The organism is Paenisporosarcina quisquiliarum, assembly GCF_027563315.1.
GTDB classification, from domain to species: domain Bacteria; phylum Bacillota; class Bacilli; order Bacillales_A; family Planococcaceae; genus Paenisporosarcina; species Paenisporosarcina quisquiliarum.
The window spans coordinates 57,562-80,291 of the sequence record NZ_JAMKBJ010000012.1 but is presented as its reverse complement, the minus strand read 5'-3'; the positions used below and the strand labels follow the sequence as shown (position 1 = coordinate 80,291).

Sequence of the window (22,730 nt, the reverse complement as noted above, 5' to 3'; positions counted from 1 at the left end):
TTGTCCTAGCTCACTTTTTGTCAGCTATGTTTCAAGTGTACTTGCTTTTTTCGACATATTCAACCATTGTGCAAAGTCAGATGAAAATGTCACATTTTGTACACCTGTTTGACAATTTTAGGAATTGAGTTCCTGATGTAGTTTTTCTTCACTGCGCGCCCACATTTCTGGGTTATGCGATTGTAAAAAGTCCCGCAATATTTCTTTAGATGAATCGTCCATATGGTCAACAATGATATGACGTTTCATCGATTTGTCCATTTTGTTTACGTGGTCAGCCAAAATTTTGAAACCTCTGCGTTTTTCACGATTGATGACCATTTCGCATCCGGTCACACCTGCATAGTAGGGTCCTGTTGATTTGTGATCAATCGTTACCCAAACAAGCCAAAATAATTTGCCACCTTCAGAGTCTTCACGATTCGTTGTAAATTTGATGCCTCGTTCCGTATCGCTTCGGGCATGCATCGCGCCAATTTCAACTTTGGCCGTTTTTTCTTCGACGTCAATGATGACCGGGGATACATGTTCGAGTGTCAATGAACCTACACCGAAACCACCATGTCCATCTGTCGGGTCATTTTTTATAATGGTAAATCCAAGCTTTTGTTTTGGTTTTTCTTCATTTGTCATACGCTAGTCCCCTCCGTTCTGTTATTATAACGAATAGATAAACTTTTGTGAAAGAGGAGGAACTCCAATGCCATATGTAACGGTCAAAATGATTGAAGGTCGCACCGACGAACAAAAGCGTGCACTTGTTGAAAAAGTAACGGCAGCTGTAGCTGAAACAACAAATGCGCCAGTTGAAAACGTAGTTGTCTTTATCGAAGATATGCCAAAAAACCACTACGCAGTAGCTGGAAAATTGTTTAGCGATAAATAAGTAAAATACGACGACAGTGCAATTGCCGTTAAATAAAGTTTAACCCGAGCGAATCACATTTCTTCATGTGATTCGCTTTTTTGATGGAGAATTTTACTGAACGCGAGTAGGACGACTTGAATCGCGAATAGAATGCTCCGAATCGCGAATAGAAGTCTTCCGACCGCGAATAACCTAAAACGAAAGGCCACCCTTATATGGATGGCCTCTTTCTTATGCTTGAATACACAATTGAAGGTCTTTGATAAACGCGAAAGCTTCTTCAATTTCTGTTTCGGTAAAATTCAATTTGCCTTTGACGACGTGCAGTTTCTCCACTTGTTCTGCTCGTTCTAAATGGTCAAAATACAATAAAGTCGAGACCATCTCCAAAAAGCGTGAGCTCTTGTTATTTAAACGTTCAATGCACAAATCGAGTTTGGGATGATTGCCCTCCATGGTGGATAAAAACTGGCTTCCTTCTTCGGTACATGAGTACGTATATTGTACATATGATCCTTTGTCTTCTTTCTTTTCAGATAAGAATGCCATATTGCATAATTCCTCTACACGTAAAGTGAGCTCTTCTGAATAAGGCCCGTACATGTGGAATTGGTATTTCTCCTGAAATGGAAAGTTCATTTTCTTTGCGATATAGACCATTTTTTGAAGTTTCTTACGCCCCGTTACTTCTCCCGCCAGCGTGATAAACTGGACGATTTTTGCGTGTTCTTCTAACAATTCAAGCCACCTCCTCTTCTATGCTTGTCCGTAAAGCAATTGTAAAATTTGCTTTTTAACGGCTTTTTTCTTTGTATCATCTTTTAATAAATCTTCTGGGAAATATAATTTATGATCTGTTCTCCGCTTACCTGAAATGGCTTCTACGATTTCAGAGGACCTCGATAATTCACGAAGTTCATCGTTAGGCATCAATAAGTGAATCGGCACACGTTCGCCTTCCTCACCCGGTCGATAAAAATCATAGGGCAAGTCGGATGATGAATCGAACACTAAATAATATGCAGGGTTGATGCCCGCTTTTTTAAACAGTTGCTCCAGTTCCGACAGTTTACGGTAATCCTTTGCCGGATCGAATTCAATGTATTGGAACAAACGACGATTCACGAAGCGGTCACATAAGTCAGCGAGAATCTCGTCTTCTTCGTGCACCCATTCTTGAAAATACGTCATGACAATGCCTTCGTCGAGTGCAATGTAATCTGCTAATGAAAATGTTCGATCAAAGAACGTCTTGAAATGACGCGGTTCATATGCAAACTTGTAACCATTCTCACTCAGCTCTTTGGCACGGTGAAGCGCTTTTGTCAGAATCACTTCCGCACTTCGCGATACCGGATGGAAATACACTTGCCAGTACATCTGATAGCGACTCATGATGTAATCTTCCACCGCATGCATACCGCTTTGTTTGATGACCACTTGATCTTCACGCGGACGCATCACTCTCAAAATACGCTCCATATCAAAATGCCCGTAACTTACGCCGGTAAAATACGCATCACGCTGTAAATAATCCATACGGTCGGCATCGATTTGACTGGAAATCAAACTGACCGCTTGTTTATTGCCGTAAGTTTTGGCAATGACATCTGACACATGCTGTGGAAATTCTGGTGCCACCCTTTTTAAGATGGCATTTACTTCAGTATCGCCAAGTAGAATGGCCTGCGTGAATTTTTCATGATCCAAATCAAAAACATGTTCAAATGAATGTGAAAATGGACCATGACCGAGGTCATGAAGAAGTGCTGCGCAAAGAACCACCAGTCTCTCAGATTCATCCCATTCTGGTCGTCCTGTAAAAATGTCATCAATGATGCGTCTCACAACTTCGTAAACACCCAGTGAATGGTTGAAGCGGCTATGTTCAGCCCCATGGAAAACGAGATACGTCGTGCCAAGTTGCTTGATTCGTCGCAATCTCTGAAATTCTCTCGCCCCAATCAAATCCCAGATGACTTGGTCGCGAACGTGTATATATCGGTGTACCGGGTCTTTAAACACTTTTTCTTCAGCCAACTTTTGCGTTGCATAACTCACCATGGACACCTCTTTTCAGCAAAAAATACTTGTATTTCATTATAAAGAAAAAGCCTCCTTCAGGAAAGGCGGCGAAAGTATGAAGATCTATATTTAAAATTTAAAAGATTGCATTCGCGAGATTATGCCTTTAGCTTGGCGCGTACTTTTTCCATTAATTCTTCTTCAGAAAGCGCTGCTACAGGTCGGTTATTTACAAAAGCGAACGTTTTTTTACGTCCTGGACCGCAATAAGACTGACACGCAATATCAATCGATGCACTAGGATCGATTTCTTTTAACTTAGGAATTAATGTTTTTAAATTCACGGCCTGACAATCATCGCAAACTCTGAATTCGTTTGCCATTTGTCAACAACCCTTTCTTATTTGAAGTAAAAGTCTACAGGTCATTGTATCTTATTTTTCCATCGTGATTCAAGTGTATCAAAAGGTTGAGTGAATAAAACCTGTGAATCTTGTACAAGCTTGAGGTAGAACATCAAAACTATTAACATTTCGGGAGGGACATGTATGGTAAAAATTAGACAAGATGCTTGGTTAGATGAAAATGATGAATTGTTGGCAGAAACCGTGTTGCGACACGTTCGCGAAGGGAGTACGCAACTAAATGCATTTGAAGAAGCAGGAGATGCGTTAAATCGTACGGCGGCTGCATGTGGGTTTCGCTGGAATGCAGTTGTAAGAAGAGAATACGAGAAAGATTTGCGTGAAGCGAAAAAAGATCGCAAGCAAAAAATGCGCGTACTTGGAAAAGAATATCGTCGCAGAGGACAATCTCTGTTTCTCGTAGGCAGTGAAGAGCAGCCACAAGAACGCGTCCAAATTCCTTTATCCGCTCTATCACTTGATGTGGTCATCGCTTACTTATTACGTTTACAACAAAACGGTACTGGTGAAGGTGAATCTCATCGCTGGCGTGCACTACTATCTCATTCTCAAGAAAAAATTAAACAGCTTGAACGTGATATTGCGAGATTGGAAAACGAAAACGCTACGATTCGCGAAGATTACGAACAGTTCGTTCATATCATGAACCGCGCTCGCCGTTTAGTGACATTGAATGATGACGCTGAAAATATCTCACCTGTATTCCAAATGGAACGCAATGGTAACTTAGTAGCAAAAGAACCGCCAATCAACTGATTGGCGGTTTTACTTGTTCTAATCTCAATCATTAAAAAAATCCACGACAACAGGATGTCGTGGACGTAGCTTATGCCTCTATTTTCGATAGCATTTTTTGATTGCGTTCAACGACACGGGTCAAGTAGTACATATATAAATCGGTTTCTTCCGGCTGCAAGGATTGCATGTGCACATTTTGCATTAAATGGTTCATCAATCGTTGCGCATGAATCACGGTGTCCTGAACTGTTACATTTTCTCCGATAATTTCGCTGACGGAAGCCATCACTTCTGGCACAATTACCGGATAGGCAAATTTTGTTTGTTCTTCCTTCAATCCGGCTTCATAGAAGTCTCGTATTAAAGCCGCCCGCTCAGCTCCACTGCCTTCAATACATAGATAGATTTGGACTGCAATCCCATTTCGCAAGCGTCTTTGGGAGATGCCCGCAAACTTCTTACCCCCCACACTTAAATCATAGGAGCCTGGACAGTACGAACCGACAATCTCATAAGCTTCGATTGAATCCGCGATTTGTGGAAACAGGTGACGGACGAATTCGACCATGATGTCATAACCGGCATTAATATCAATTGAACTATTTTGTTCGGAAACGACGATGGAAATATTCAGTACGCCACTGTCCAAAACGACGGCAAGTCCACCTGAATTTCGAACAATCGATTGGTATCCATGTGCCTGCAAGATGTCTCGTCCATCTCCTATATGAGGAAGACGATGATCTTGTATGCCGAGAACGACTGTGTTTTCGTGCACCCATGTGCGGATCGTCGGGAGAGACTCCCCTTTTCCGACCCGTTCACATAGTAAATCGTCGGCAGCAAAAGATTCTAAAGCGGATCTCGAACGGCCGCTCATGGACTGATCCCAAAACCGCCATTCTTTATTTACAAATAAATCATTAAACCCGGACATTTTTACTCTCCTGCCATCACGCTTTGAGCTGCGGTCATTAATACTAATTTATACACATCTTCTGCCGAACAGCCGCGTGACAAGTCATTCACTGGCATGTTCAACCCTTGTAATATCGGTCCGATTGCTTCAAATCCGCCAAGTCTTTCCGCTAATTTGTAGCCAATGTTTCCTGCTTCAAGTGAAGGGAAAACGAAGACGTTTGCATCACCTTGAATACTTGAACCCGGTGCTTTCTTCTTCGCAACAGTTGGAACAAATGCAGCGTCAAACTGAAATTCACCATCAATGTTGACTGATGGCGCTTTTTCCTGTGCTAGCTTCGTCGCTTCCACAACTTTCAAGGTTTCAGGTGAAACGGCAGATCCTTTTGTTGAAAATGACAGCATCGCTACTTTCGGCTCAATTCCGAATGCTTTTGCCGTTTTTGCACTTTCCACTGCGATTTCGGCCAAATCTTCACTTGTTGGGGCGATCGTTATGGCACAGTCAGCAAAGACGTAACGTTCGTCTCCACGCACCATAATAAAGGCTCCACTTGTTTTAGACACACCAGGTTTCGTTTTGATAATTTGTAATGCAGGACGTACCGTATCAGCGGTTGTATGAGCTGCACCACTTACCAAGCCGTGCGCATAACCTGTGTAAACAAGCATCGTCCCAAATGTATTGACGTCTTTTAATTGAATGCGTGCTTGCTCTGGTGAAGATTTCCCATTGCGGCGTTCTACATATTTATCAATAAGATTGTCCAGTTGCTCGAAATGTACAGGATCAATCACTTCGATTCCTGTTAAATCAATCCCAGCTTGTGTTGCCGCTACTTTTACAAAATCCTGTGAACCAACTAAAATCGGTGTCACAATACCTTCGTTATGCAATTTAATTGCCGCTTGGAGAACACGCTCGTCCGTTCCTTCAGGCAATACTATTTTAATTTGCTTGTCGGTAATGGTTTGTTTGATTTCATCAAATAAGTTCGTCACGATGCATTCCATCCTTTCGGTATCTTTAGGTTGTTTTATGGTTTGGTTAATTGTGTGCATTCTTTTATGGTGATGAGCTATCTTGGGCTTCTTCGCTTTTCTTGATGTCTAGCTACAAGCGCCAGCCTGCACCTAAGCTTCAGTCTCTCTTACGAAAGCGGACTTTCGCATCGAGCCTTCCAGCGCCGGCGTCAGACTAGATTGGCGCTTTCCGCTTTTCTTCATAATAACACGAATTTGTCATATCTCATCATGTACGAATGGTGACAATGTAGGTTTCTTCCAGGCTTTATGCTAAACTTATCTTGAATATTTAATTAGATGAAGGAGTGTCCCATACATGAATGAAGCAGCACAAACTTTAGATGGTTGGTACGCATTACATGATTTCCGTACAATGGATTGGACTTCTTGGAAACAAATTTCTGCTGAGGAACGTACAGCAGCTGTAAATGAATTTTTAGGATTTTTAGAAGAATTGAATGTGGCACATGAAGCGAAAACTGGTAGCCATGCTTTCTATACAGTTATTGGCCAAAAAGCAGATTTCATGCTGATGACATTGCGTGAAACAATGGATGAGCTTCAACAAATTGAAGCGAAGTTCAACAAATTAACGATTGCTGAATACACAGTTCCTTCGTATTCATACGTTTCTGTTGTGGAGCTTTCAAACTACTTGGCTGGCGAATCGAATGAAGATCCATATCAAAACCCGCATGTTCGCAGTCGTCTATACCCTGAACTTCCACGTTCGCAATATGTTTGTTTCTACCCTATGGACAAGCGTCGTGAAGGCAATGACAACTGGTATATGCTTTCGATGGAAGATCGTAAATCAATGATGCGCAGCCATGGTATGATTGGCCGCGGATACGCTGGTAAAGTGAAGCAAATTATCAGTGGGTCTATCGGATTTGACGATTTTGAATGGGGCGTTACGTTATTCTCTGATGACGTACTTCAATTTAAGAAATTAATTTACGAAATGCGCTTTGATGAAGTAAGTGCACGTTTTGGTGAGTTTGGCTCATTCTTCGTAGGAACATTACTGGATGCAGACAAAACAACTGAATTCTTAACTGTATAAAATACAAGGCTGCGCATAAATGCGTGGCCTTTTTTATTGAATTCTAGCTGACAGGTCACAACGAGAGTCTTTATCGTGAAGCTGATTCCTATGTCAAGCCTGATTTTTCCTACGTCAACCTCGATTTTTCCTACGTGGACCCTTGATTTTCCTACGTCACCCCCATTTTTTCCTACGTGGACTCTAAAAACTACGGTTTAACCATACTTTTAAGACAAAGCTGGAGATTACGCAAAAATGCGTAGTCTTTTTTGTTCTAAAATTCCTGTTGATACGTATATTAAATTGCGAGGAGGTTGTGCTGTGGCGGTAATCCGCGCAACTGAAAAAGATATCGAAACGCTTGCTCGATTAATGCGTGCTGAGGCTGAAGGTGATGGGAAGCAAGGAATGCTTTTGGTTGGAAATGTCGGTGTGAATCGAGTACGTGCGGCGTGTCTTGATTTCAAGAATATTCGCAACGTGCAGCAAATGGTTTTTCAAAGCCCTGGTGGATTTGAAGCGACAACCAAATCTTATTTCTATCAACGTGCCCGTGAACAAGACAAGGCACTTGCCCGTCGCGTAATCGCTGGTGAACGTTTTGACCCAGGCACACGCTCGTTATGGTTTTTCGAACCTCCGGGAGGTTGTCCTGCCACATGGTATAACCAACCGAACACAGGTCGCTACAAGTCGCATTGTTTCTTTGCGCCGAGTAGCCAAGATTGCCCAAACCTCTAATTTGGAAAGGATGATTTCTTGGTACAATATTATTGGAACCCTGCTTATGCACAACAAATGCAACAGCCACAACAGCCACAACAAATGCTGCCTCCACAAATTCCTGCAAGTGGACGCCCACCAGGTGGTGAAGAATCCTACATTGAAAACATCTTACGCTTAAACAAAGGCAAGCTTGCGACTGTCTATTTAACGTTTGAGAACAACCGTGAATGGAACGCTAAAGTAGTAAAAGGCATCATCGAAGCAGCGGGCCGCGATCATTTGATTGTCAGTGAGCCAGGTACCGGAAAACGTTATTTGATTCCATTGATTTATTTGGATTATGTAACGTTTGATGAAGAAATTAATTACTTTTAACACCGGTGAAAGAAATTGGGATTAGGCAACCAACCTAGGACGTCTCGTTTCCAACTTGGGATGAATTTCACTCAACTTGGGACATGATATTTCCTACTTTGCGTGCGTATTTTCCAACTTTGCACTTATTGTTCATACCATTTTAAAATGCCCTTCCACTTTGTAACTTGGAAGGGCATTTTTTTGTTTATTCATGATGGTTTTCAACTGACCATTTCACCATTTGTTCTTCAAATTTGGATTTTAATCTCTCCGGCTCATCTACCCGGATGGCCACATGGGTAAATTCTTTTTTCATCCCCATGAACATGGTTGCTTCAAGTGGTTTGTAAAATGTAAGAATGACGTGAGGCGGTTGTTTTTCCAGATCGTTTGCGATGAACTCAAGTGTTTCTTTCGATGGAATGAGCGCCTTACCCCATTGATGTTGCTTAATGTCTACATAAGGGATAAAGATTTTTTTCGTCAATCCCAAGGAAACCGAGAGTCCATCTTTATGAAAACGTAATGGATTTAAACGAATGGCTTGAATTTCTCCAATGAAATACACGACGGTGTAGATATTCAAAATCAACAGAACGATGGAAAGTAAAAATGATTTTTCGTGAAGGAACCAATGGAATCCGATAGATTCAAAAACGATGGCATGGATGAGCATAGCGTAAAAGGCAATCACACTCGAGTTTTTATGAAGAGTAAAAGAGTTGGATTCGGCCACCTGCTTGTTTCGCCAAGACCCGAAAGCATATACCAGCATTATCATTTCAGAAATGAGAATTCGAATTAGAACATGATCCCCCACTCGCTTTTTAACAGCCGCTGGAAACGCAAACAACCATGGGTAATCCGAATTTTTTGTATCCCTTCGAATGGCAGAAATATGACGAATCAAAAGCACAACCAGGAAAAGCTCCATACCAAATAGAATAATTTCGTATGCAATACCAATATAAGCAATGATTTGAAGATGTTGAAAATACATTTTAGGAATGAAAAAGTTCGATGCAATTAATCCAATTGCCATTAAGGGAATAAATCTCTTCAAAGTAATTCCTTTATGACGTGTAAGAAACAAGATAATAATCGGGGCAATAATGGCCAAGTCGATCAGAGAGCCTAAAACCACCCACTGGGTCTCGTCATTGATGGAAATCGGAATGCTAGGTGTTCGGTATAAAGCGAAATTGGATAGCAAGATAAGCACTAAGAAAGTGAACAGAATGACTTGATTTCTCGATAGACGTTTTGCAACCATTTTCTCACCACTTTTTGATTCAATTATACCATTTTATGGGTATTTTAAGGATTGATTATTTGAACGAATGATGAATCTTTCTACCTTTAAAGTGGCGTTACTTCAAATTCCAACGACTCCAAATTAATTGTGGCCGAATAAACTTTTTCGGTATCAAAGTAATCCGTAAACTCAATGGTGAGCAAATCATTCTCAAGTGCTACAAGTTTGTAACCGATCGTTTCGTTATTTGCATCTTCAGTTAAGAAATGGGCAATTCCCTTTTCGATTTTCCTACTAAGCTGATCGTCATATAAAGTAACTGACTTGATTGTCCCCTGACTCGGATAAGACTCCATCACCATTCCTGTATCCTTATATTCAATTAAGCTCCCTGCTTGAATATCAGATGGTTCAATTTTATCTCCTTGTTTGGTTCTCAATTTTACATTTTCTTTATATTGATAAGATGTGTGGTTTACGAACAGACCTTCATCGGTAGCACTTTTTACAATATGTACATGATTTTTCAAATCTTCGAATTTCGGTTCCTGAATACTGGCTTGACTGCATGCACTAAGAAGTACGATTAAAGTGGTAAAGATGATGATTTTTTTCAAAGCTTTTCCCCCTATCTCTAAAACATTAGACCGTTTCGTCGGTATTTTCGTTACATATTTTATCCAACAAAAAAGCGCCCTTCGTTTAGAAGGACGCACTTTTTTAGTTCATATGTTTAACTACTGCGACAATCACAAGAACCCAGGCTGCAAGGAATGCTACGCCGCCGATTGGTGTGATGGCACCCAAAACACCGATACCACTCAAGCTTAATACATATAGTGATCCAGAGAAAATCACAATGCCAGCTAACATTAAATAGCCTGCCCAGCTAAGCTGTGACACATTTCCAATGATATTTGTGCTCATCAGAATTCCAATGACGATTAGTCCAATCGCATGATACATCTGGTATTGAACTGCTGTTTCCCAGATTGCTAAGTACTTTTCAGATAGTTTTTCTTTCAGTGCATGGGCACCAAAAGCTCCAAACGCAACGGCCAAAAACGCATTAATGGCACCTGCTATGATAAAAAATGGCATAAGTATTCCTTCTTTCATATGTGTTAGTCCGCTAAATTAGCTCTTCGTACTCCTTATAAAAACGCTCAGAAATTAAAAATCAAACAACGAGTCACCGTTCGCATCGTCTTCTTTCATGCGCTCGCCAGCTGAGATGGATGGCATGGATGAAGTTGGTTGGACCGTGGGCACTTGTTGCACGGGTTGTGCATATTGAATCGGTACGACTTGTTGCTTAACTTCAGTTTGTTCAGTTAATGCCACATCACATAAAGCTCGAATCGCGACCAGGGATTCACGGATGCTTTGTTCGTCACCTCTACCTTTTGCCAGTGCGACATGTTTCTCGATTTCGGTGACAACTCGACTCATTGGAATCACGTTAGGTCACTCTCCTTTTGCTGATGTTCTTGTCAGACTACACTTTACCATGAAATCTACTTTAAACAAAAGTCTATCGGGTCTAATCCCCAGTGTGAAAGTTGTTCATTTATTTTGGAATACGGCTTACTCCCAAAGAATCCCCGATGGGCACTAAGAGGACTTGGGTGGACGGATTCAATGATGGCATGTCTGGACGTATCAATTAACTTCCGTTTCAATTGTGCAGGTCTTCCCCATAACACGAATACAACAGGCTTTTCCCTCTCCGAAAGTTTACGGATGACTTCATCTGTAAAGAGTTCCCAGCCTTGACCTTTGTGAGAATGTGCAGCACCTGCTCGCACTGTTAGGACTGTATTCAATAAGAAAACGCCTTGGCTCGCCCATTTTGTCAACGTACCGTCTTTAGGAATCTCGCAACCTATGTCATCTTGGAGCTCTTTTAACATATTTCGAAGACTTGGCGGATGCTTGATTCCTGGTTTGACTGAAAAGCTCATGCCGTGTGCTTGTCCAGCACCGTGATAAGGATCCTGCCCGACAATCACTACTTTCACATCTTCAAAAGAAGTTTCTTTGAATGCACTCCATAGATCATCCATTGGCGGATAGACGGTTTCATGTGCATATTGGTCTTTTAAAAATTCGCGTAGTTTTAAGTAGTACGGTTTGTCGAATTCAGTTTCAAGAACTTGTTGCCAGTCGTTATCAAATATCTTTTTATCCAGAATACTCACTCCTCAAATTCGACGGTTACATCATACCCCACCAACGAAAACATTTCAGAAACCGACCGTGCGGCATTTTCTTCGGCCAGTTGCAGCACCCCTTGTTCCTTCGTTTCTTTCATTATCATTTCTTTCGCTTCAGTTGCCAGTTCGTAACCTTCGGCAATATCGGGTTTTTCTCGTAACAAACCTTCAGCTGAAAACACTTCGACTTGATCGAAGAACATTTCAGGTCCACCTAAAAATTCTGCTTTTGGCAATGTTAGCGTAGCTGTTTTAGCTTCTTCATCAAGTACAATATCTTCCGCTTCAACCTTTGAGAAATCAATGCCCGCTTTCACTGAACCAGGAATAACGACCAATAACTGACGTTTCGTCCCTAGTAGGTCGAGGCCGATTTCTTGTCCAAAAATCTTATTGTCCTGTCTTTTAATTATAGCTTTCGTGTAAGCCTCTGCTGTTGCGAGTTCATTTATCGCTTGAATTCGCACCAAAAAAGCCCCTTTATTTTCTGTGAATGTACTGCCTTTAATCGCCCATAAAGTGATAAATGGAACAGAAACAACGAGGACGATTAATGCTGTAATGAACCACAGCATTTTTCGTTTCCATATGGACTTGAAAAGTGTGCCGGATTGCCCAAATCCCGATGAACGTGGCTGAACACTTTCTAGCGTAACCGCTATTTCATCTTGCGCTTTTAATTCTTCTAGCAATTTTTCAATCTCTTTTATTCGCTGATTTTTTGACATTATTCTCCTCTTTTCTACTATATTAGTCAAAGATTGTATTACGTTTACAATAGTGGAAATTTCCAAATTGTACAACCTTCAGACGAGTGATAGGATATTTTTAGAGGTGATGTGAATGGCGGATTATCAGTGGCGAGAAAAAATGCGCGAAGTCGAGCGTTCGACAAAAGAAGAAAGCCAAGTACCTGAACGTGCTAAAACTCTCGGATTTGGATGCTTTACTATAGGGATGTTACTCGTTGTATTGTTATTCGCTTTTATCAGTTTTGGACTTCTTTCACAACGTTACTGGGTGGCTGGAGGATTCTCGCTCATTTTCACGCTAGGATTAGCCTTTATTTCGATTCAGCTCATGCGGGCGGATAAGCTTCCGTAATTGAATTATTGTGATTTTTTGATACGATAGACACAGATACTTATTGAAATGAGGAATCCATTTATGTCTTTGAAAAAAACATTAACAATCGCTGGATCAGATACTTCAGGCGGCGCAGGCATACAAGCAGATTTAAAAACATTCCAAGAGCACGGCACTTACGGCATGAATGCCCTGACTGTTATCGTGACAATGGATCCTGACAAAGGCTGGAGCCACGGAATTCATCCAATTCCAGTAGAAACATTAGAAGCACAATTGAAAACAGCTCTTTCTACTGGTGTCGATGCCATTAAAACGGGAATGCTGCCAACTGTCGAGATTATTAAAACAGCCGCTGAAGCAATCGATCGCTCTGGTTTAGAAAACGTTGTTATTGACCCGGTTCTTGTATGTAAAGGTGAAGACGAAGCCCTTTTCCCAGAAAATGTGGAAGCAATGGTCGCATCCTTATTACCACGTGCATTAGTTGTTACCCCGAACTTATTCGAAGCAGGACAACTTTCAGGCCTTGGAAATTTAACAACGATTGAAGACATGAAACGTGCAGCTGAAAAGATTCATGAAGCCGGCGCGAAAAATGTAGTTATTAAAGGCGGCAAGCAATTACAACATGAAAAAGCCGTAGATTTATTCTTTGATGGTTCAACATTCACTTTGCTTGAATCAGAAAAAACAGACACATCATACAATCACGGAGCCGGCTGTACATTCGCGGCTGCAGTAACTGCAAACTTAGCGAACGGTCTTCCTGTAAATGAATCAGTATTGGAAGCGAAGAAATTCGTATCTGCTGCTATCGCAAACGGCTGGAAGCTGAACGAATACGTTGGACCAGTGATGCACGGAGCGAAAAACCGCTTCGGCGCACCAGAAGTTACAACTTCAGAAGTTTAATATTGATAAAAATAGCCACTCGTCCTTTATGGGCGGGTGGTTTTTTGATGGGCTTTAGGATAAGCGGACAGTTCGTTGGACAAATCAAGCATTTCGTTGAAATTGGCCAACTATCGTTCAAACCACATTTGCCCACACTAACAAAAAAACGCCACCCATAAGCTATTCCCAGCTCTTTGGGTGGCGTTCACTTCATCTTCTTGCTTCTTTTTGTAAAAGGATCATTTTTTCTCTAAGTTGCTGCTGATTCCAGTCGACGGTTTCTTCTGAAACAAAAGCCATACGCTTGCGTTTTGGTAATGTTACTTGACCGTTCGTTGCGCGAGTATAGCCTTCAATCATGGCGGCAATGGCCAAAATAACAAGAGCAAAACTGATGGCTGGTCCTAGTGGCAACCATGGCGCGCCTTGGAGATATCTAAATGAGTTTCCGAAAAGCCCTGCCCACTCGTATGAAATGGATCTTGGGGGATCGGCAAACATCGGGTCGTAGTCAACATCTGTTCCACCTAAAAACAATTGGAGCATCCCTAAATGGGCAAAGACAATCAGGGATTCAACTACTTGCTGTCCGTAAAGAACCAACATTTTTTCGCGCATTTGCGGGAATAAATGACGGATAATCAAGCGTCTACGACTGGCGCCTAAAGTACGTGCCGCCAAGATATATTCCTGGTGGTACAACAGGTTCGTTTCATTGCCAATCAAAGCTGCCACAATCGGCACCGTCATGATTGCCATGATGACAACTTGAATGACTAATCTCTCCGTAAGAGTTGTCGAGAATCCTTCTTGGGGCATCCACAGAACGGGTGTTAACAAGATGACAGCGAATATCGTCATGGGTACATAATGAATCGGATCAATTAGACCATTAATCCACGACCGTTGACGTTGCAAATATGTCCCTAGCGCAAAACCTAATGGAATGGCAATCAACATACGCAACGCGGCAACTGCCATAGCTGCCAGTATGGTGTATTTGGCACCAATCATGATTTTCCCAAACATATCGTAGCCGAATTGGTCTGTTCCGAGCGGATGCATCCATTTCGGTGAAATCGGTGGACCTTCCACGGCGCGACCATTTTCTTCGATGAAAAATGTTTGTTTTGGAACGTTCCCAAAAATCCATTCGTAAACAAAGCTTCCCACTAAAAAGAATGAAATGATACCGAAACCTAGCAGAAATAAGGGCTGTCGCCATACAGACTTCATCCTACGACACCTCCCCTTTTCAAACGATGAATAAAGTACCACTCCCCAAGGCTATACAAAATGAAAATCGGCAGGAAGAAACTCATGATGGTCACTAAAAACAACGTACCGCTCAAGTTTTCGAACATGTACAACATAACGCCTGGAATATTAAACATTAGTTCCAGAATAAAGAGATTGGATAGCATAAACCACATCGTTTTTTTCGATTGGAAAAACACACTGACGATGGCATTGCGGAAAATGTGCATAAACAAGATGAATGCCTTACCGAAGCCTAATGATTTCGCCAGTTCCACATACATGGTTCGCTCTTCTGCTTCAAATGTCAGCATGCTCAAACGGTAGAGTTGAATCATCGGTAAAATCATGAGACACAAAACCGGAAGCCAGTAAATACGATCGTCTCCAATAACCGCAATCTTGGACACCAAGATCCCTGTCTGTTGGAAGATAATGACGACGAACAATTGGGCAAGTAAGATAATCAGGATGTCGGGCAAAGATTCCAGAAAATAAAAGAATAGTTTAACGCGTGCACGAGCTTTTTCACGTAATAGCATGGTGATGAATGTGCCGATTAACGCAAACACCACCGCCGTAACCAATGCCAAAAATAATAACTGCAGCGAATACGTTATATTTTCCAAGAGTTGTGGAAATACAGGTACTTGCCGCATTTCCCCTCGTCCCACATAATAATCCACACTTAACTCACGTAGATTCATAAGTGAGGTTACATGTAACTTTATTGTTTCTATGTATTCATTCCATAATAATTTCCCTTGTTGAAAGCCTGTGATGAGTACGGGTGCACCACTTAAGAGCAAAATACTAAAAAACGCAGCTAGGAACTGGATACTCCACAGCAGAATTCTTTTCATATGACCATCCTCCTGTTGTCTTAAAAATCAGATAGTTTGATAATACCATATAATCTTTTCGTGAAACGAAGAAATTTCACACGAGTGAATCTCATCAATCAAGCCATTTTAAACTCCGCAAGGCAAGCTAATCGCAAAAATCAGCAGAATTCACTATACTTATGGTTATAAGTTTTACTGTAAATAGGAGGAAGTCTAATGGAAGTTGTTCAAGTCGGGAAGTTACAGGAATTATTGAATTCCTTTGCTGATAAAGATGTTTATCTACATTTGGAAACGACAAATGGTGCTTATGCATCTCATTTTGATGAGACTGTGTTTAATGCTGGTGCATTCATTCGTAATATTGTCGTGAAATACGAATTAGGAAAAGTTGCGGGCGACAGTCCTCATCGTGTGGGCTTGAAGTTGCCACATGGCTGGGTGTATGCGCAAGGCATCACGCATTACGAATTGGATGAATACGGTCGTTTATTGATGGCCGGTCACGATCAATCAGGAAAATTGGCAGTAGCGCTTCAAATTAGCGAAACGCCATTTACGTATTAAGAAGGAGGAAATCACATGACTTTAGCACAAGAAAGACACGTACTCGTTGTATTTCCTCATCCAGATGATGAAGCATTTGGCGTTTCCGGGACGATCTCCATGTATATCAAACAAGGGATTCCGGTTACTTATGCATGTTTGACACTTGGGGAAATGGGACGTAATTTAGGAAATCCCCCTTTTGCAACTCGGGAGTCCTTACCACATATCCGTAAACAGGAATTGCTTGCTTCTGCACAAGCGATGGGTTTAACTGACCTTCGAATGATGGGTTTACGTGATAAAACGGTTGAATTTGAAGACGATGAAGAAATGGTCCAAATGATGACGAAGCTGATTGAAGAAACAAATCCATCTCTTATCATTACGTTTTATCCGAATTATGCAGTGCATCCAGATCATGAAGCGACTGCTCGAGCGGTTGTACGTGCTGTTCGCCGCATGGAGGAAACTTTACGTCCGAAATTGTATGCAGTTGCATTTGCGAATAACACCAAAGACGAATTAGGTGAACCTGATGTCATCCATGATATTCAGGAAGTGCGCGATCAAAAGATGGGTGCAATGCGCGCCCACATTTCCCAAACAGCATGGATGCTCGCAGAAATGGACAAACGGTTGGCTGCAGGAGAACCTGAAACGGAAAACTGGTTTACCTATGAGCGTTTCTTCAATTATCGCTGGCATGAAGACTTCGAAGACTCATTTTAACTTCTTATAAAATCCTGAAGATTCCATATAACGTGGAGGCTTCAGGATTTTTCCTGTTTATAATGGCAAACTATAAGGAATAAAAACAAAGGTGGACTTTTTCAATCGTGGCAAGTATTATTACTAAAGAATAATAAACTGAATAATTATACATATTAGGAGGGTTCAATTTTGAAGAAGTTTTCTTTATCTACATGGTTATTATTCTTAATACCATCAATTATTGGAATATTCTTATTCATGATTCCATTCAAAATCGACGGCGAATGGAAGATTCCTGTTGCCATATTGGCTAATGAAGTCGCTAAATTTGTAGAACCAATCATGCCTTGGACCGTTACCATTGTTATGATTTTAGCAGCAATCGGATCCCTGATTTATCAATTTAAGAAAGATTCTAACCCTGAAGAACAGACTTTTTTCGAAAAACTGTTCCGAGTGAATTGGTTCTGGACAATCGTTCGAATCGTTGGGGCAATTTTTGCAGTCATGGTCGTTGCGAATGTTGGACCTGAAGCTATAAGAAGCGAGGATACAGGTGGATTATTGTTGTCTCCAACTGGATTACTATCATTCCTGTTTACCATTTTCTTATTTGCAGGATTGCTTTTACCACTCCTTCTAAACTTCGGTCTTCTGGAGTTTTTCGGAACGATGATGGTAAAAATCATGCGCCCTCTTTTCAAATTACCTGGCCGCTCTTCCATTGACGCGCTTGCTTCTTGGATTGGTGATGGCACAATCGGTGTTTTATTAACGAGCAAGCAGTATGAAGAAGGATTCTACACGAAGAAAGAAGCAGCCATTATTGGTACTACGTTCTCTGTCGTGTCGATTACGTTTTCGATTGTTGTTCTTGAAGAACTTGGACTTGGCAGCTATTTCCTTCCATTCTATGGAACGGTCGTAGGAGCTGGCGTTGTGTTGGCATTTATCATGCCTCGCATTTACCCTTTGTCTCGCAAGCCTGATGAATACATCGACGGTCGTCCATATGATGAGCATGCAGAAACATTACCTGAAGGCTATAACGTTGTAAGTCACGGGTTGGAAAACGCTTTGACAACGGCTGATAAAAACCGTTCAATCACGAAATTCCTTTCAGATGGATTAAAAAACGTGTTGGATATGTGGATGGGTGTTGCACCGGTCGTTATGGCTTTTGGTACGATTGCATTAATTCTTGCAACTTACACAGATTTATTTGTTTGGTTAGGAAAACCATTTGAGCCGTTGTTAATGGTTCTAGGTGTTCCTGAAGCCGCTCAAGCTGCACAAACAATGGTTGTTGGTTTTGCGGACATGTTCCTTCCTGCTATTTTAGGCGGTCAAATGATTGAATCTGAAATGACTCGTTTTGTTATTGCGGCGACATCAGTTACTCAGTTAATTTACATGTCTGAAGTCGGTGGTTTGTTACTTGGTTCAAAAATCCCTGTTAACTTCCTTGACTTAGTTGTGATTTTCTTGCTGCGCACCGTGATTGCATTGCCAATCATTGCAGGTGTCGCTCATTTACTATTTTAATTAATAAAAGCTGTCTCTTTACCGTATTGATTGCGGTTTAGAGGCAGATTTTTTTAGTGAAGTGGCTGAATTAGACATGCGCTTGAAAGAAGAAAAGTGTAACTTTCTCAAACAGATTCTTACAAGACATTTAAAAAGCTGACGCTTCCCTCTCTAGGAAACGTCAGCTTTTCAAGTTTTATTTTTTCGCCAGTTTAGCCAGCATGTCTGCTGTCATTGAATCAAGGTCGTATTGTGCTTTGAAGCCCCACTCGTCTTTTGCAGCCGTTGCATCAATGCTATCCGGCCAGCTGTTGGCAATTGCTTGACGGACTGGATCCACATCATACGACAACTCAAAACCAGGAATGTGCTTGCGAATGGATGCAGCAATTTGTTCCGGCTCAAAACTCATCGCCGTCACATTAAAGGCATTGCGGTGCTCGAGTTTAGACGCATCCGCTTCCATTAAATCTATAATTGCTTGCAGTGCATCCGGCATATACATCATATCCATATATGTACCTTGGTCGATATACGATGTATACTTCCCATCTGCTAGTGCTTTGTAATAAATATCAACGGCATAGTCAGTCGTTCCGCCACCTGGAGGCGTTACGTATGAAATCAATCCAGGGAAACGAACTCCGCGAGTATCGACACCAAACTTGTGGAAATAGTAATCACATAGCAATTCACCTGATACTTTGTTTACACCGTACATAGTAGTTGGACGTTGCAATGTATCTTGTGGCGTATTTTTCTTTGGAGTCGATGGACCGAATGCGCCGATTGAACTTGGGGTAAAGAATTGAAGTCCGAGTTCGCGTGACGTTTCAAGTGCATTCACTAAACCGCCCATATTTAAATTCCATGCTAGCAATGGTTTTGCTTCAGCTGTAGCTGATAGCAAGGCAGCCATATGCATCATTGTGTCTGCACCAAAGTCTTTCGCAAGTGTGTGCATGCGTTCTGCATCCATTACATCCAGCAATTCAAAAGGACCGTTTTCGACAACTGGTGAATCCGTTTTGCGAATATCAGTCGCTAACACATTATCTGCTCCGTATATTTCACGTAGTTTGGTGATCAGTTCTGAACCAATTTGCCCTAAAGCACCGGTAATCATAATTTTTTTCAATTGAATTTCCTCCTCGTCAAATAAACAATTGTCCTTCTCAGAAATACATATTATATTAATAAAACGTTGATATGAATGATTTTAATCAGTATTCATTATAGTGTGTTCATTCGGAAAGTACAATACTCATCACGCCAAAGTTTCTTGAATCGTTTTACCCAATTTCTCTTTAAATCCATATAGTTCCCACGTAACATTTGGTATAGTTATAGAAAAAAAGGAAGTTTGCATATGAATTTTAAGTATCTTGCCATCATGTATAGTTTGGTGTTTATTGTGACACTTGTACTAGCTTTTCTAGAGTATCCCTTTTGGCTTATCATGTTGATTGTGTTTGCAGCAGTCATTCTCCCTTTTTCTTTCATGCAGTTAAACGCTGTATATTGGACGAATGATTTAAAGAAAATAGAAAAATTTTTGCAAGCAAATCACAAAAAACCGATAATGGCCTTTCCACTTGCGTTGGCTCAAGGTAATCGGACGGAAGTTGTAGAAAGTGTGCATGCCATATTAGCTAAACATAGAATGCCGATTATCCAGCAAGTGTATTCAACGATTCTCGACTTAATCAATCGTGACTATGATGCAGCACGCGCAAGTGCAGAAAAAATATCGAAAGCCCCTTTACGCGCTTATTATCTGGCCTATGTAGCTGCTAAACAAGGCGACAATGAAGAAGCGAAACGTTATATGGATTCTTTCGATAAGCCTTGGATGACCCACGCCATGAATTCTTTCCTTATAAAAAATGAAGGAAATTTAAAATTGGCTGAAGAAGAACATCAAAAAGCAATCGATACTTCACGCGGCATTCAAAAATACATGGTCGTTCACTCTCATAAGCATTTATAAATCAGCTGAAGCCACGCGGAATTAGAGCCGCGTGTTTTTTTGTGAGATAAATTAAGAGATAATTGGTTTTTGCAACGAAATCGAGAAAGTTGCAATGAATTATCATTCGTTTGAATAATTTCCTATCTCAAACAGAAAAACCTCGACGCGTCTTGCTGCGTCGAGGTCCTTCCATTATTCAAGCTTTTAACATCTCACTGTTTTTTTCTTTTTTGGCTCACCGCGTGCAATGACTTTTTCAATGTAGTCAAAAGCAAGAGGGACTTTACAAGCTGTCCCTCCCATATCCACATGGACTTTGCCGATTTCCATTGCCACTCGTTGAGCATCTTCCCGCAACTCCGGGACGTACCCACCAACGGAGATAACAAAAGCATTCATATCGTAACGTATCCGGTTCGGTGCTTGGTGAATGCCTACTCTGATCTCTTCTAGCAAACGAGAGATTTCAGCCAAATCCAAATCGCCTGCTCCTGCATAGGTCAAGTAATTCGTATAAGTGCTCCACCCCGCACATGCAATCATTTCATTGTCGGATTGCATCCATTCTCTAGCCAGTTCTAAAGCAAACGGGCTTTCAGCCGCTACCCAGGCAACTGAGTATTCAGATAGCATATACCAATAGGCCGCTTTGACCCATGACTGTAATTGTTCTTTCGTCATTAATTTTGGATCGACGGCCAGTCCTGCCAAGTACATAGCATCTGAATTCCCCGAGTCGTATAACTTCAATGCCAACTCCTGATCTTTCTTCACATGCTTCAAGATTTTTTTCATGTCTCCTACCTTAACTCCGTAAAAGTCACCGGTCGCTCCATGATTAATAAATGTCTTTCTTGTTTGCTCAGTGCCTGCTTCCTTCAAATACTCCATTACTTCTTCATACGTCACAAGCCCATCCCCCCATCGCTGGTATTTAATTACGATACAAAAAAACACTCGAACGCTTATACACATTCGAGTGTTCATCTGTCTTACTTAATTACACCAAGCTCTTTTCCAACTTTTTCATAGATGGCAAGTGCATCGTCCAACATTTCTTTCGTATGGACTGCAGTTGGCATGTTACGAACACGGCCTGTCCCTTTTTGTACAGTTGGGAAAACGATAGCTTTCGCATATACGCCTTCTTCAAACAGTCGTTTAGAGAATTGCTGCGTCAGCTTTTCATCGCCAATAATACATGGCGTAATCGGCGTTTCAGAAGCGCCGATATCGAAACCTAATTTCTTAAGTCCCGCTTTCAAATAATCACCATTATCCCAAAGCTTGTCGTGAAGCTCTGTAGAATCAATGATCATTTGCAAAGCAGCTGTGATTGCGGCAACGTCACCTGGTGGCACAGCTGTTGAGAATAGGAATGGACGTGAACGAACTTTTAACCAATCGATCAACGATTGTTTACCCGCTACATATCCGCCAACTACACCCACAGCTTTAGACAACGTACCCATTTGGAAGTCGATGTCTTTTTCCAAACCGAAATGCTTAACCGTTCCTTTACCTTTACCCGTAACACCTGATCCATGTGCATCATCTACGTATGTGATTAAATCAAATTCTTTAGCGATTTCCACGATTTCAGGCAGTTTCGCAATATCGCCATCCATTGAGAATACGCCGTCTGTAATGACCATGACTTTGTTATATAGACCTGATTCTTGTGCTTCTTTTGCTTTTGCACGTAAATCGTCCATGTCTGAATGTTTGTAGGCAATGATTTTCGCTTTAGACAGTCGGCAACCATCAATAATCGAAGCATGGTTCAACTGATCTGAAAGAATGGCATCGTTTTTATCCATAACAGCTGAAATAGCAGCCATGTTACAGTTAAAGCCGGATTGGTAAGAAATTGCCGCTTCCGTTCCTTTAAATTCAGCCAGCTTTTCTTCGAGCTTCACGTGAAGGTCAAGTGTTCCGTTGATTGAACGAACCGCACCTGCACCCACGCCGTATTTATCGATTGTTTCTTTTGCTATGCGTTTCAATTCTTCGTTTGTTGCCAATCCCAGATAGTTATTTGATGATAAATTAATGAGTTCTTTGCCTCGAACTTGAATTTTTGCTCCATTCGGACCTTCTACTGGATCGACTTCATTGTATAACCCTTGGTCGCGTAATTCTTGTAGGTTTTCTTCTAAAAAAGCATCTAATACGTTAGACAAAAAGCATCTTCCTCTCAAGCGAATTTATGTGCCACACCACTATCATTGGCATATCGCTGGTGTATTATAATCTTTTCCATTTTAACATAAGCGCTTTA

28 protein-coding genes are annotated in these 22,730 nt (G+C 41.3%); 11 read left to right on the top strand and 17 right to left on the bottom strand.

Annotation, left to right across the window (positions count from 1 at the left end; genetic code table 11):
* Nucleotides 1–117: 117 nt before the first annotated feature.
* Nucleotides 118–633: a YwhD family protein gene (locus M9R32_RS13065; RefSeq protein ID WP_269927180.1), complete on the bottom strand. Its 516-nt coding sequence runs from the start codon at nt 631–633 to the stop codon at nt 118–120.
* A 67-nt stretch (nt 634–700) separates the two neighbouring features.
* Between M9R32_RS13065 and M9R32_RS13060 the strand changes: the two genes are divergently transcribed.
* Complete coding sequence (locus tag M9R32_RS13060; protein WP_269927179.1) at nt 701–886, top strand: 2-hydroxymuconate tautomerase; 186 nt, start codon at nt 701–703, stop codon at nt 884–886.
* A gap of 213 nt (nt 887–1,099) precedes the next feature.
* Here M9R32_RS13060 and M9R32_RS13055 read toward each other — a convergent pair whose 3' ends face one another.
* The 3 genes from M9R32_RS13055 to M9R32_RS13045 all read right to left on the bottom strand — a co-directional run bounded on the left by M9R32_RS13055 (nt 1,100) and on the right by M9R32_RS13045 (nt 3,276).
* Entirely contained in the window at nt 1,100–1,606 is a 507-nt protein-coding gene (locus tag M9R32_RS13055; protein WP_269927178.1) for a YwgA family protein, read from the bottom strand.
* An 18-nt stretch (nt 1,607–1,624) separates the two neighbouring features.
* The gene (locus tag M9R32_RS13050; RefSeq protein WP_269927177.1) at nt 1,625–2,929 is read right to left on the bottom strand and encodes an HD domain-containing protein; all 1,305 of its coding nucleotides are present in this window, start codon (nt 2,927–2,929) and stop codon (nt 1,625–1,627) included.
* A gap of 122 nt (nt 2,930–3,051) precedes the next feature.
* Entirely contained in the window at nt 3,052–3,276 is a 225-nt protein-coding gene (locus tag M9R32_RS13045; protein ID WP_269927176.1) for a YuzB family protein, read from the bottom strand.
* Nucleotides 3,277–3,441: 165 nt separating this feature from the next.
* On the opposite strand from M9R32_RS13045, the gene M9R32_RS13040 reads away from it, so the two are divergent.
* Nucleotides 3,442–4,074, top strand: a complete 633-nt coding sequence (locus tag M9R32_RS13040; RefSeq protein WP_269927175.1) for an RsfA family transcriptional regulator — start codon at nt 3,442–3,444, stop codon at nt 4,072–4,074.
* Nucleotides 4,075–4,144: 70 nt separating this feature from the next.
* Here M9R32_RS13040 and lipL read toward each other — a convergent pair whose 3' ends face one another.
* Both lipL and pta read right to left on the bottom strand, forming a co-directional pair.
* Nucleotides 4,145–4,993, bottom strand: coding sequence for an octanoyl-[GcvH]:protein N-octanoyltransferase (gene lipL / locus M9R32_RS13035; protein ID WP_269927174.1), 849 nt, complete (start codon nt 4,991–4,993; stop codon nt 4,145–4,147).
* 2 nt (nt 4,994–4,995) lie between these two features.
* Nucleotides 4,996–5,979: a phosphate acetyltransferase gene (pta, locus tag M9R32_RS13030; protein ID WP_269927173.1), complete on the bottom strand. Its 984-nt coding sequence runs from the start codon at nt 5,977–5,979 to the stop codon at nt 4,996–4,998.
* Between the two features lie 340 nt (nt 5,980–6,319).
* Between pta and hemQ the strand changes: the two genes are divergently transcribed.
* The 3 genes from hemQ to gerQ all read left to right on the top strand — a co-directional run bounded on the left by hemQ (nt 6,320) and on the right by gerQ (nt 8,152).
* Nucleotides 6,320–7,069, top strand: coding sequence for a hydrogen peroxide-dependent heme synthase (hemQ, locus tag M9R32_RS13025; protein WP_269927172.1), 750 nt, complete (start codon nt 6,320–6,322; stop codon nt 7,067–7,069).
* Between the two features lie 303 nt (nt 7,070–7,372).
* A complete protein-coding gene (locus tag M9R32_RS13020; RefSeq protein ID WP_269927171.1) occupies nt 7,373–7,792 on the top strand; it encodes a cell wall hydrolase in 420 nt (139 codons plus the stop codon).
* Nucleotides 7,793–7,810: 18 nt separating this feature from the next.
* Complete coding sequence (gerQ, locus tag M9R32_RS13015) at nt 7,811–8,152, top strand: spore coat protein GerQ (RefSeq protein WP_269927170.1); 342 nt, start codon at nt 7,811–7,813, stop codon at nt 8,150–8,152.
* Nucleotides 8,153–8,339: 187 nt separating this feature from the next.
* On the opposite strand, the gene M9R32_RS13010 is transcribed toward gerQ, so the two are convergent.
* The 6 genes from M9R32_RS13010 to M9R32_RS12985 form a co-directional block, all read right to left on the bottom strand.
* Nucleotides 8,340–9,407: a beta-carotene 15,15'-monooxygenase gene (locus M9R32_RS13010; protein WP_269927169.1), complete on the bottom strand. Its 1,068-nt coding sequence runs from the start codon at nt 9,405–9,407 to the stop codon at nt 8,340–8,342.
* Nucleotides 9,408–9,493: 86 nt separating this feature from the next.
* Nucleotides 9,494–10,006 carry a membrane lipoprotein lipid attachment site-containing protein gene (locus M9R32_RS13005; protein ID WP_269927168.1) on the bottom strand — a complete coding sequence of 171 codons (513 nt, stop codon included), beginning with the start codon at nt 10,004–10,006 and terminating at the stop codon, nt 9,494–9,496.
* A gap of 103 nt (nt 10,007–10,109) precedes the next feature.
* Complete coding sequence (locus tag M9R32_RS13000; RefSeq protein WP_269927167.1) at nt 10,110–10,490, bottom strand: DUF423 domain-containing protein; 381 nt, start codon at nt 10,488–10,490, stop codon at nt 10,110–10,112.
* Between the two features lie 72 nt (nt 10,491–10,562).
* Nucleotides 10,563–10,841, bottom strand: a complete 279-nt coding sequence (locus tag M9R32_RS12995; protein ID WP_269927191.1) for a YwdI family protein — start codon at nt 10,839–10,841, stop codon at nt 10,563–10,565.
* Between the two features lie 65 nt (nt 10,842–10,906).
* Entirely contained in the window at nt 10,907–11,581 is a 675-nt protein-coding gene (locus M9R32_RS12990) for a uracil-DNA glycosylase (RefSeq protein ID WP_269927190.1), read from the bottom strand.
* Between the two features lie 5 nt (nt 11,582–11,586).
* Complete coding sequence (locus M9R32_RS12985; protein WP_269927166.1) at nt 11,587–12,333, bottom strand: DUF4230 domain-containing protein; 747 nt, start codon at nt 12,331–12,333, stop codon at nt 11,587–11,589.
* Nucleotides 12,334–12,448: 115 nt separating this feature from the next.
* Here M9R32_RS12985 and M9R32_RS12980 point away from each other — a divergent pair, with 115 nt between their 5' ends.
* The gene (locus tag M9R32_RS12980) at nt 12,449–12,709 is read left to right on the top strand and encodes a hypothetical protein (protein ID WP_269927165.1); all 261 of its coding nucleotides are present in this window, start codon (nt 12,449–12,451) and stop codon (nt 12,707–12,709) included.
* Nucleotides 12,710–12,772: 63 nt separating this feature from the next.
* Nucleotides 12,773–13,606 carry a pyridoxine/pyridoxal/pyridoxamine kinase gene (pdxK, locus tag M9R32_RS12975; protein WP_269927164.1) on the top strand — a complete coding sequence of 278 codons (834 nt, stop codon included), beginning with the start codon at nt 12,773–12,775 and terminating at the stop codon, nt 13,604–13,606.
* A gap of 192 nt (nt 13,607–13,798) precedes the next feature.
* On the opposite strand, the gene M9R32_RS12970 is transcribed toward pdxK, so the two are convergent.
* Entirely contained in the window at nt 13,799–14,824 is a 1,026-nt protein-coding gene (locus tag M9R32_RS12970; protein ID WP_269927163.1) for an ABC transporter permease, read from the bottom strand.
* The gene (locus M9R32_RS12965) at nt 14,821–15,708 is read right to left on the bottom strand and encodes an ABC transporter permease subunit (protein WP_269927162.1); all 888 of its coding nucleotides are present in this window, start codon (nt 15,706–15,708) and stop codon (nt 14,821–14,823) included. The genes M9R32_RS12970 and M9R32_RS12965 overlap by 4 nt, the downstream gene beginning before the upstream one ends.
* 198 nt (nt 15,709–15,906) lie before the next feature.
* Here M9R32_RS12965 and M9R32_RS12960 point away from each other — a divergent pair, with 198 nt between their 5' ends.
* From M9R32_RS12960 to M9R32_RS12950, 3 genes are all read left to right on the top strand, one after another.
* The gene (locus tag M9R32_RS12960; RefSeq protein ID WP_269927161.1) at nt 15,907–16,257 is read left to right on the top strand and encodes a YojF family protein; all 351 of its coding nucleotides are present in this window, start codon (nt 15,907–15,909) and stop codon (nt 16,255–16,257) included.
* 15 nt (nt 16,258–16,272) lie between these two features.
* Entirely contained in the window at nt 16,273–16,968 is a 696-nt protein-coding gene (bshB2, locus tag M9R32_RS12955; protein WP_269927160.1) for a bacillithiol biosynthesis deacetylase BshB2, read from the top strand.
* A 171-nt stretch (nt 16,969–17,139) separates the two neighbouring features.
* A complete protein-coding gene (locus tag M9R32_RS12950; RefSeq protein ID WP_269927159.1) occupies nt 17,140–18,495 on the top strand; it encodes a YjiH family protein in 1,356 nt (451 codons plus the stop codon).
* Between the two features lie 178 nt (nt 18,496–18,673).
* On the opposite strand, the gene M9R32_RS12945 is transcribed toward M9R32_RS12950, so the two are convergent.
* Nucleotides 18,674–19,615 carry an L-threonine 3-dehydrogenase gene (locus tag M9R32_RS12945; RefSeq protein WP_269927158.1) on the bottom strand — a complete coding sequence of 314 codons (942 nt, stop codon included), beginning with the start codon at nt 19,613–19,615 and terminating at the stop codon, nt 18,674–18,676.
* Between the two features lie 231 nt (nt 19,616–19,846).
* Between M9R32_RS12945 and M9R32_RS12940 the strand changes: the two genes are divergently transcribed.
* A complete protein-coding gene (locus M9R32_RS12940; RefSeq protein WP_269927157.1) occupies nt 19,847–20,467 on the top strand; it encodes a hypothetical protein in 621 nt (206 codons plus the stop codon).
* Between the two features lie 186 nt (nt 20,468–20,653).
* Here M9R32_RS12940 and M9R32_RS12935 read toward each other — a convergent pair whose 3' ends face one another.
* Both M9R32_RS12935 and M9R32_RS12930 read right to left on the bottom strand, forming a co-directional pair.
* On the bottom strand, nt 20,654–21,358 hold the full coding sequence (locus M9R32_RS12935) for a DNA alkylation repair protein (RefSeq protein ID WP_269927156.1): 705 nt from the start codon (nt 21,356–21,358) through the stop codon (nt 20,654–20,656).
* 83 nt (nt 21,359–21,441) lie between these two features.
* Nucleotides 21,442–22,632: a glycine C-acetyltransferase gene (locus M9R32_RS12930; RefSeq protein WP_269927155.1), complete on the bottom strand. Its 1,191-nt coding sequence runs from the start codon at nt 22,630–22,632 to the stop codon at nt 21,442–21,444.
* Between the last annotated feature and the right edge of the window lie 98 nt (nt 22,633–22,730).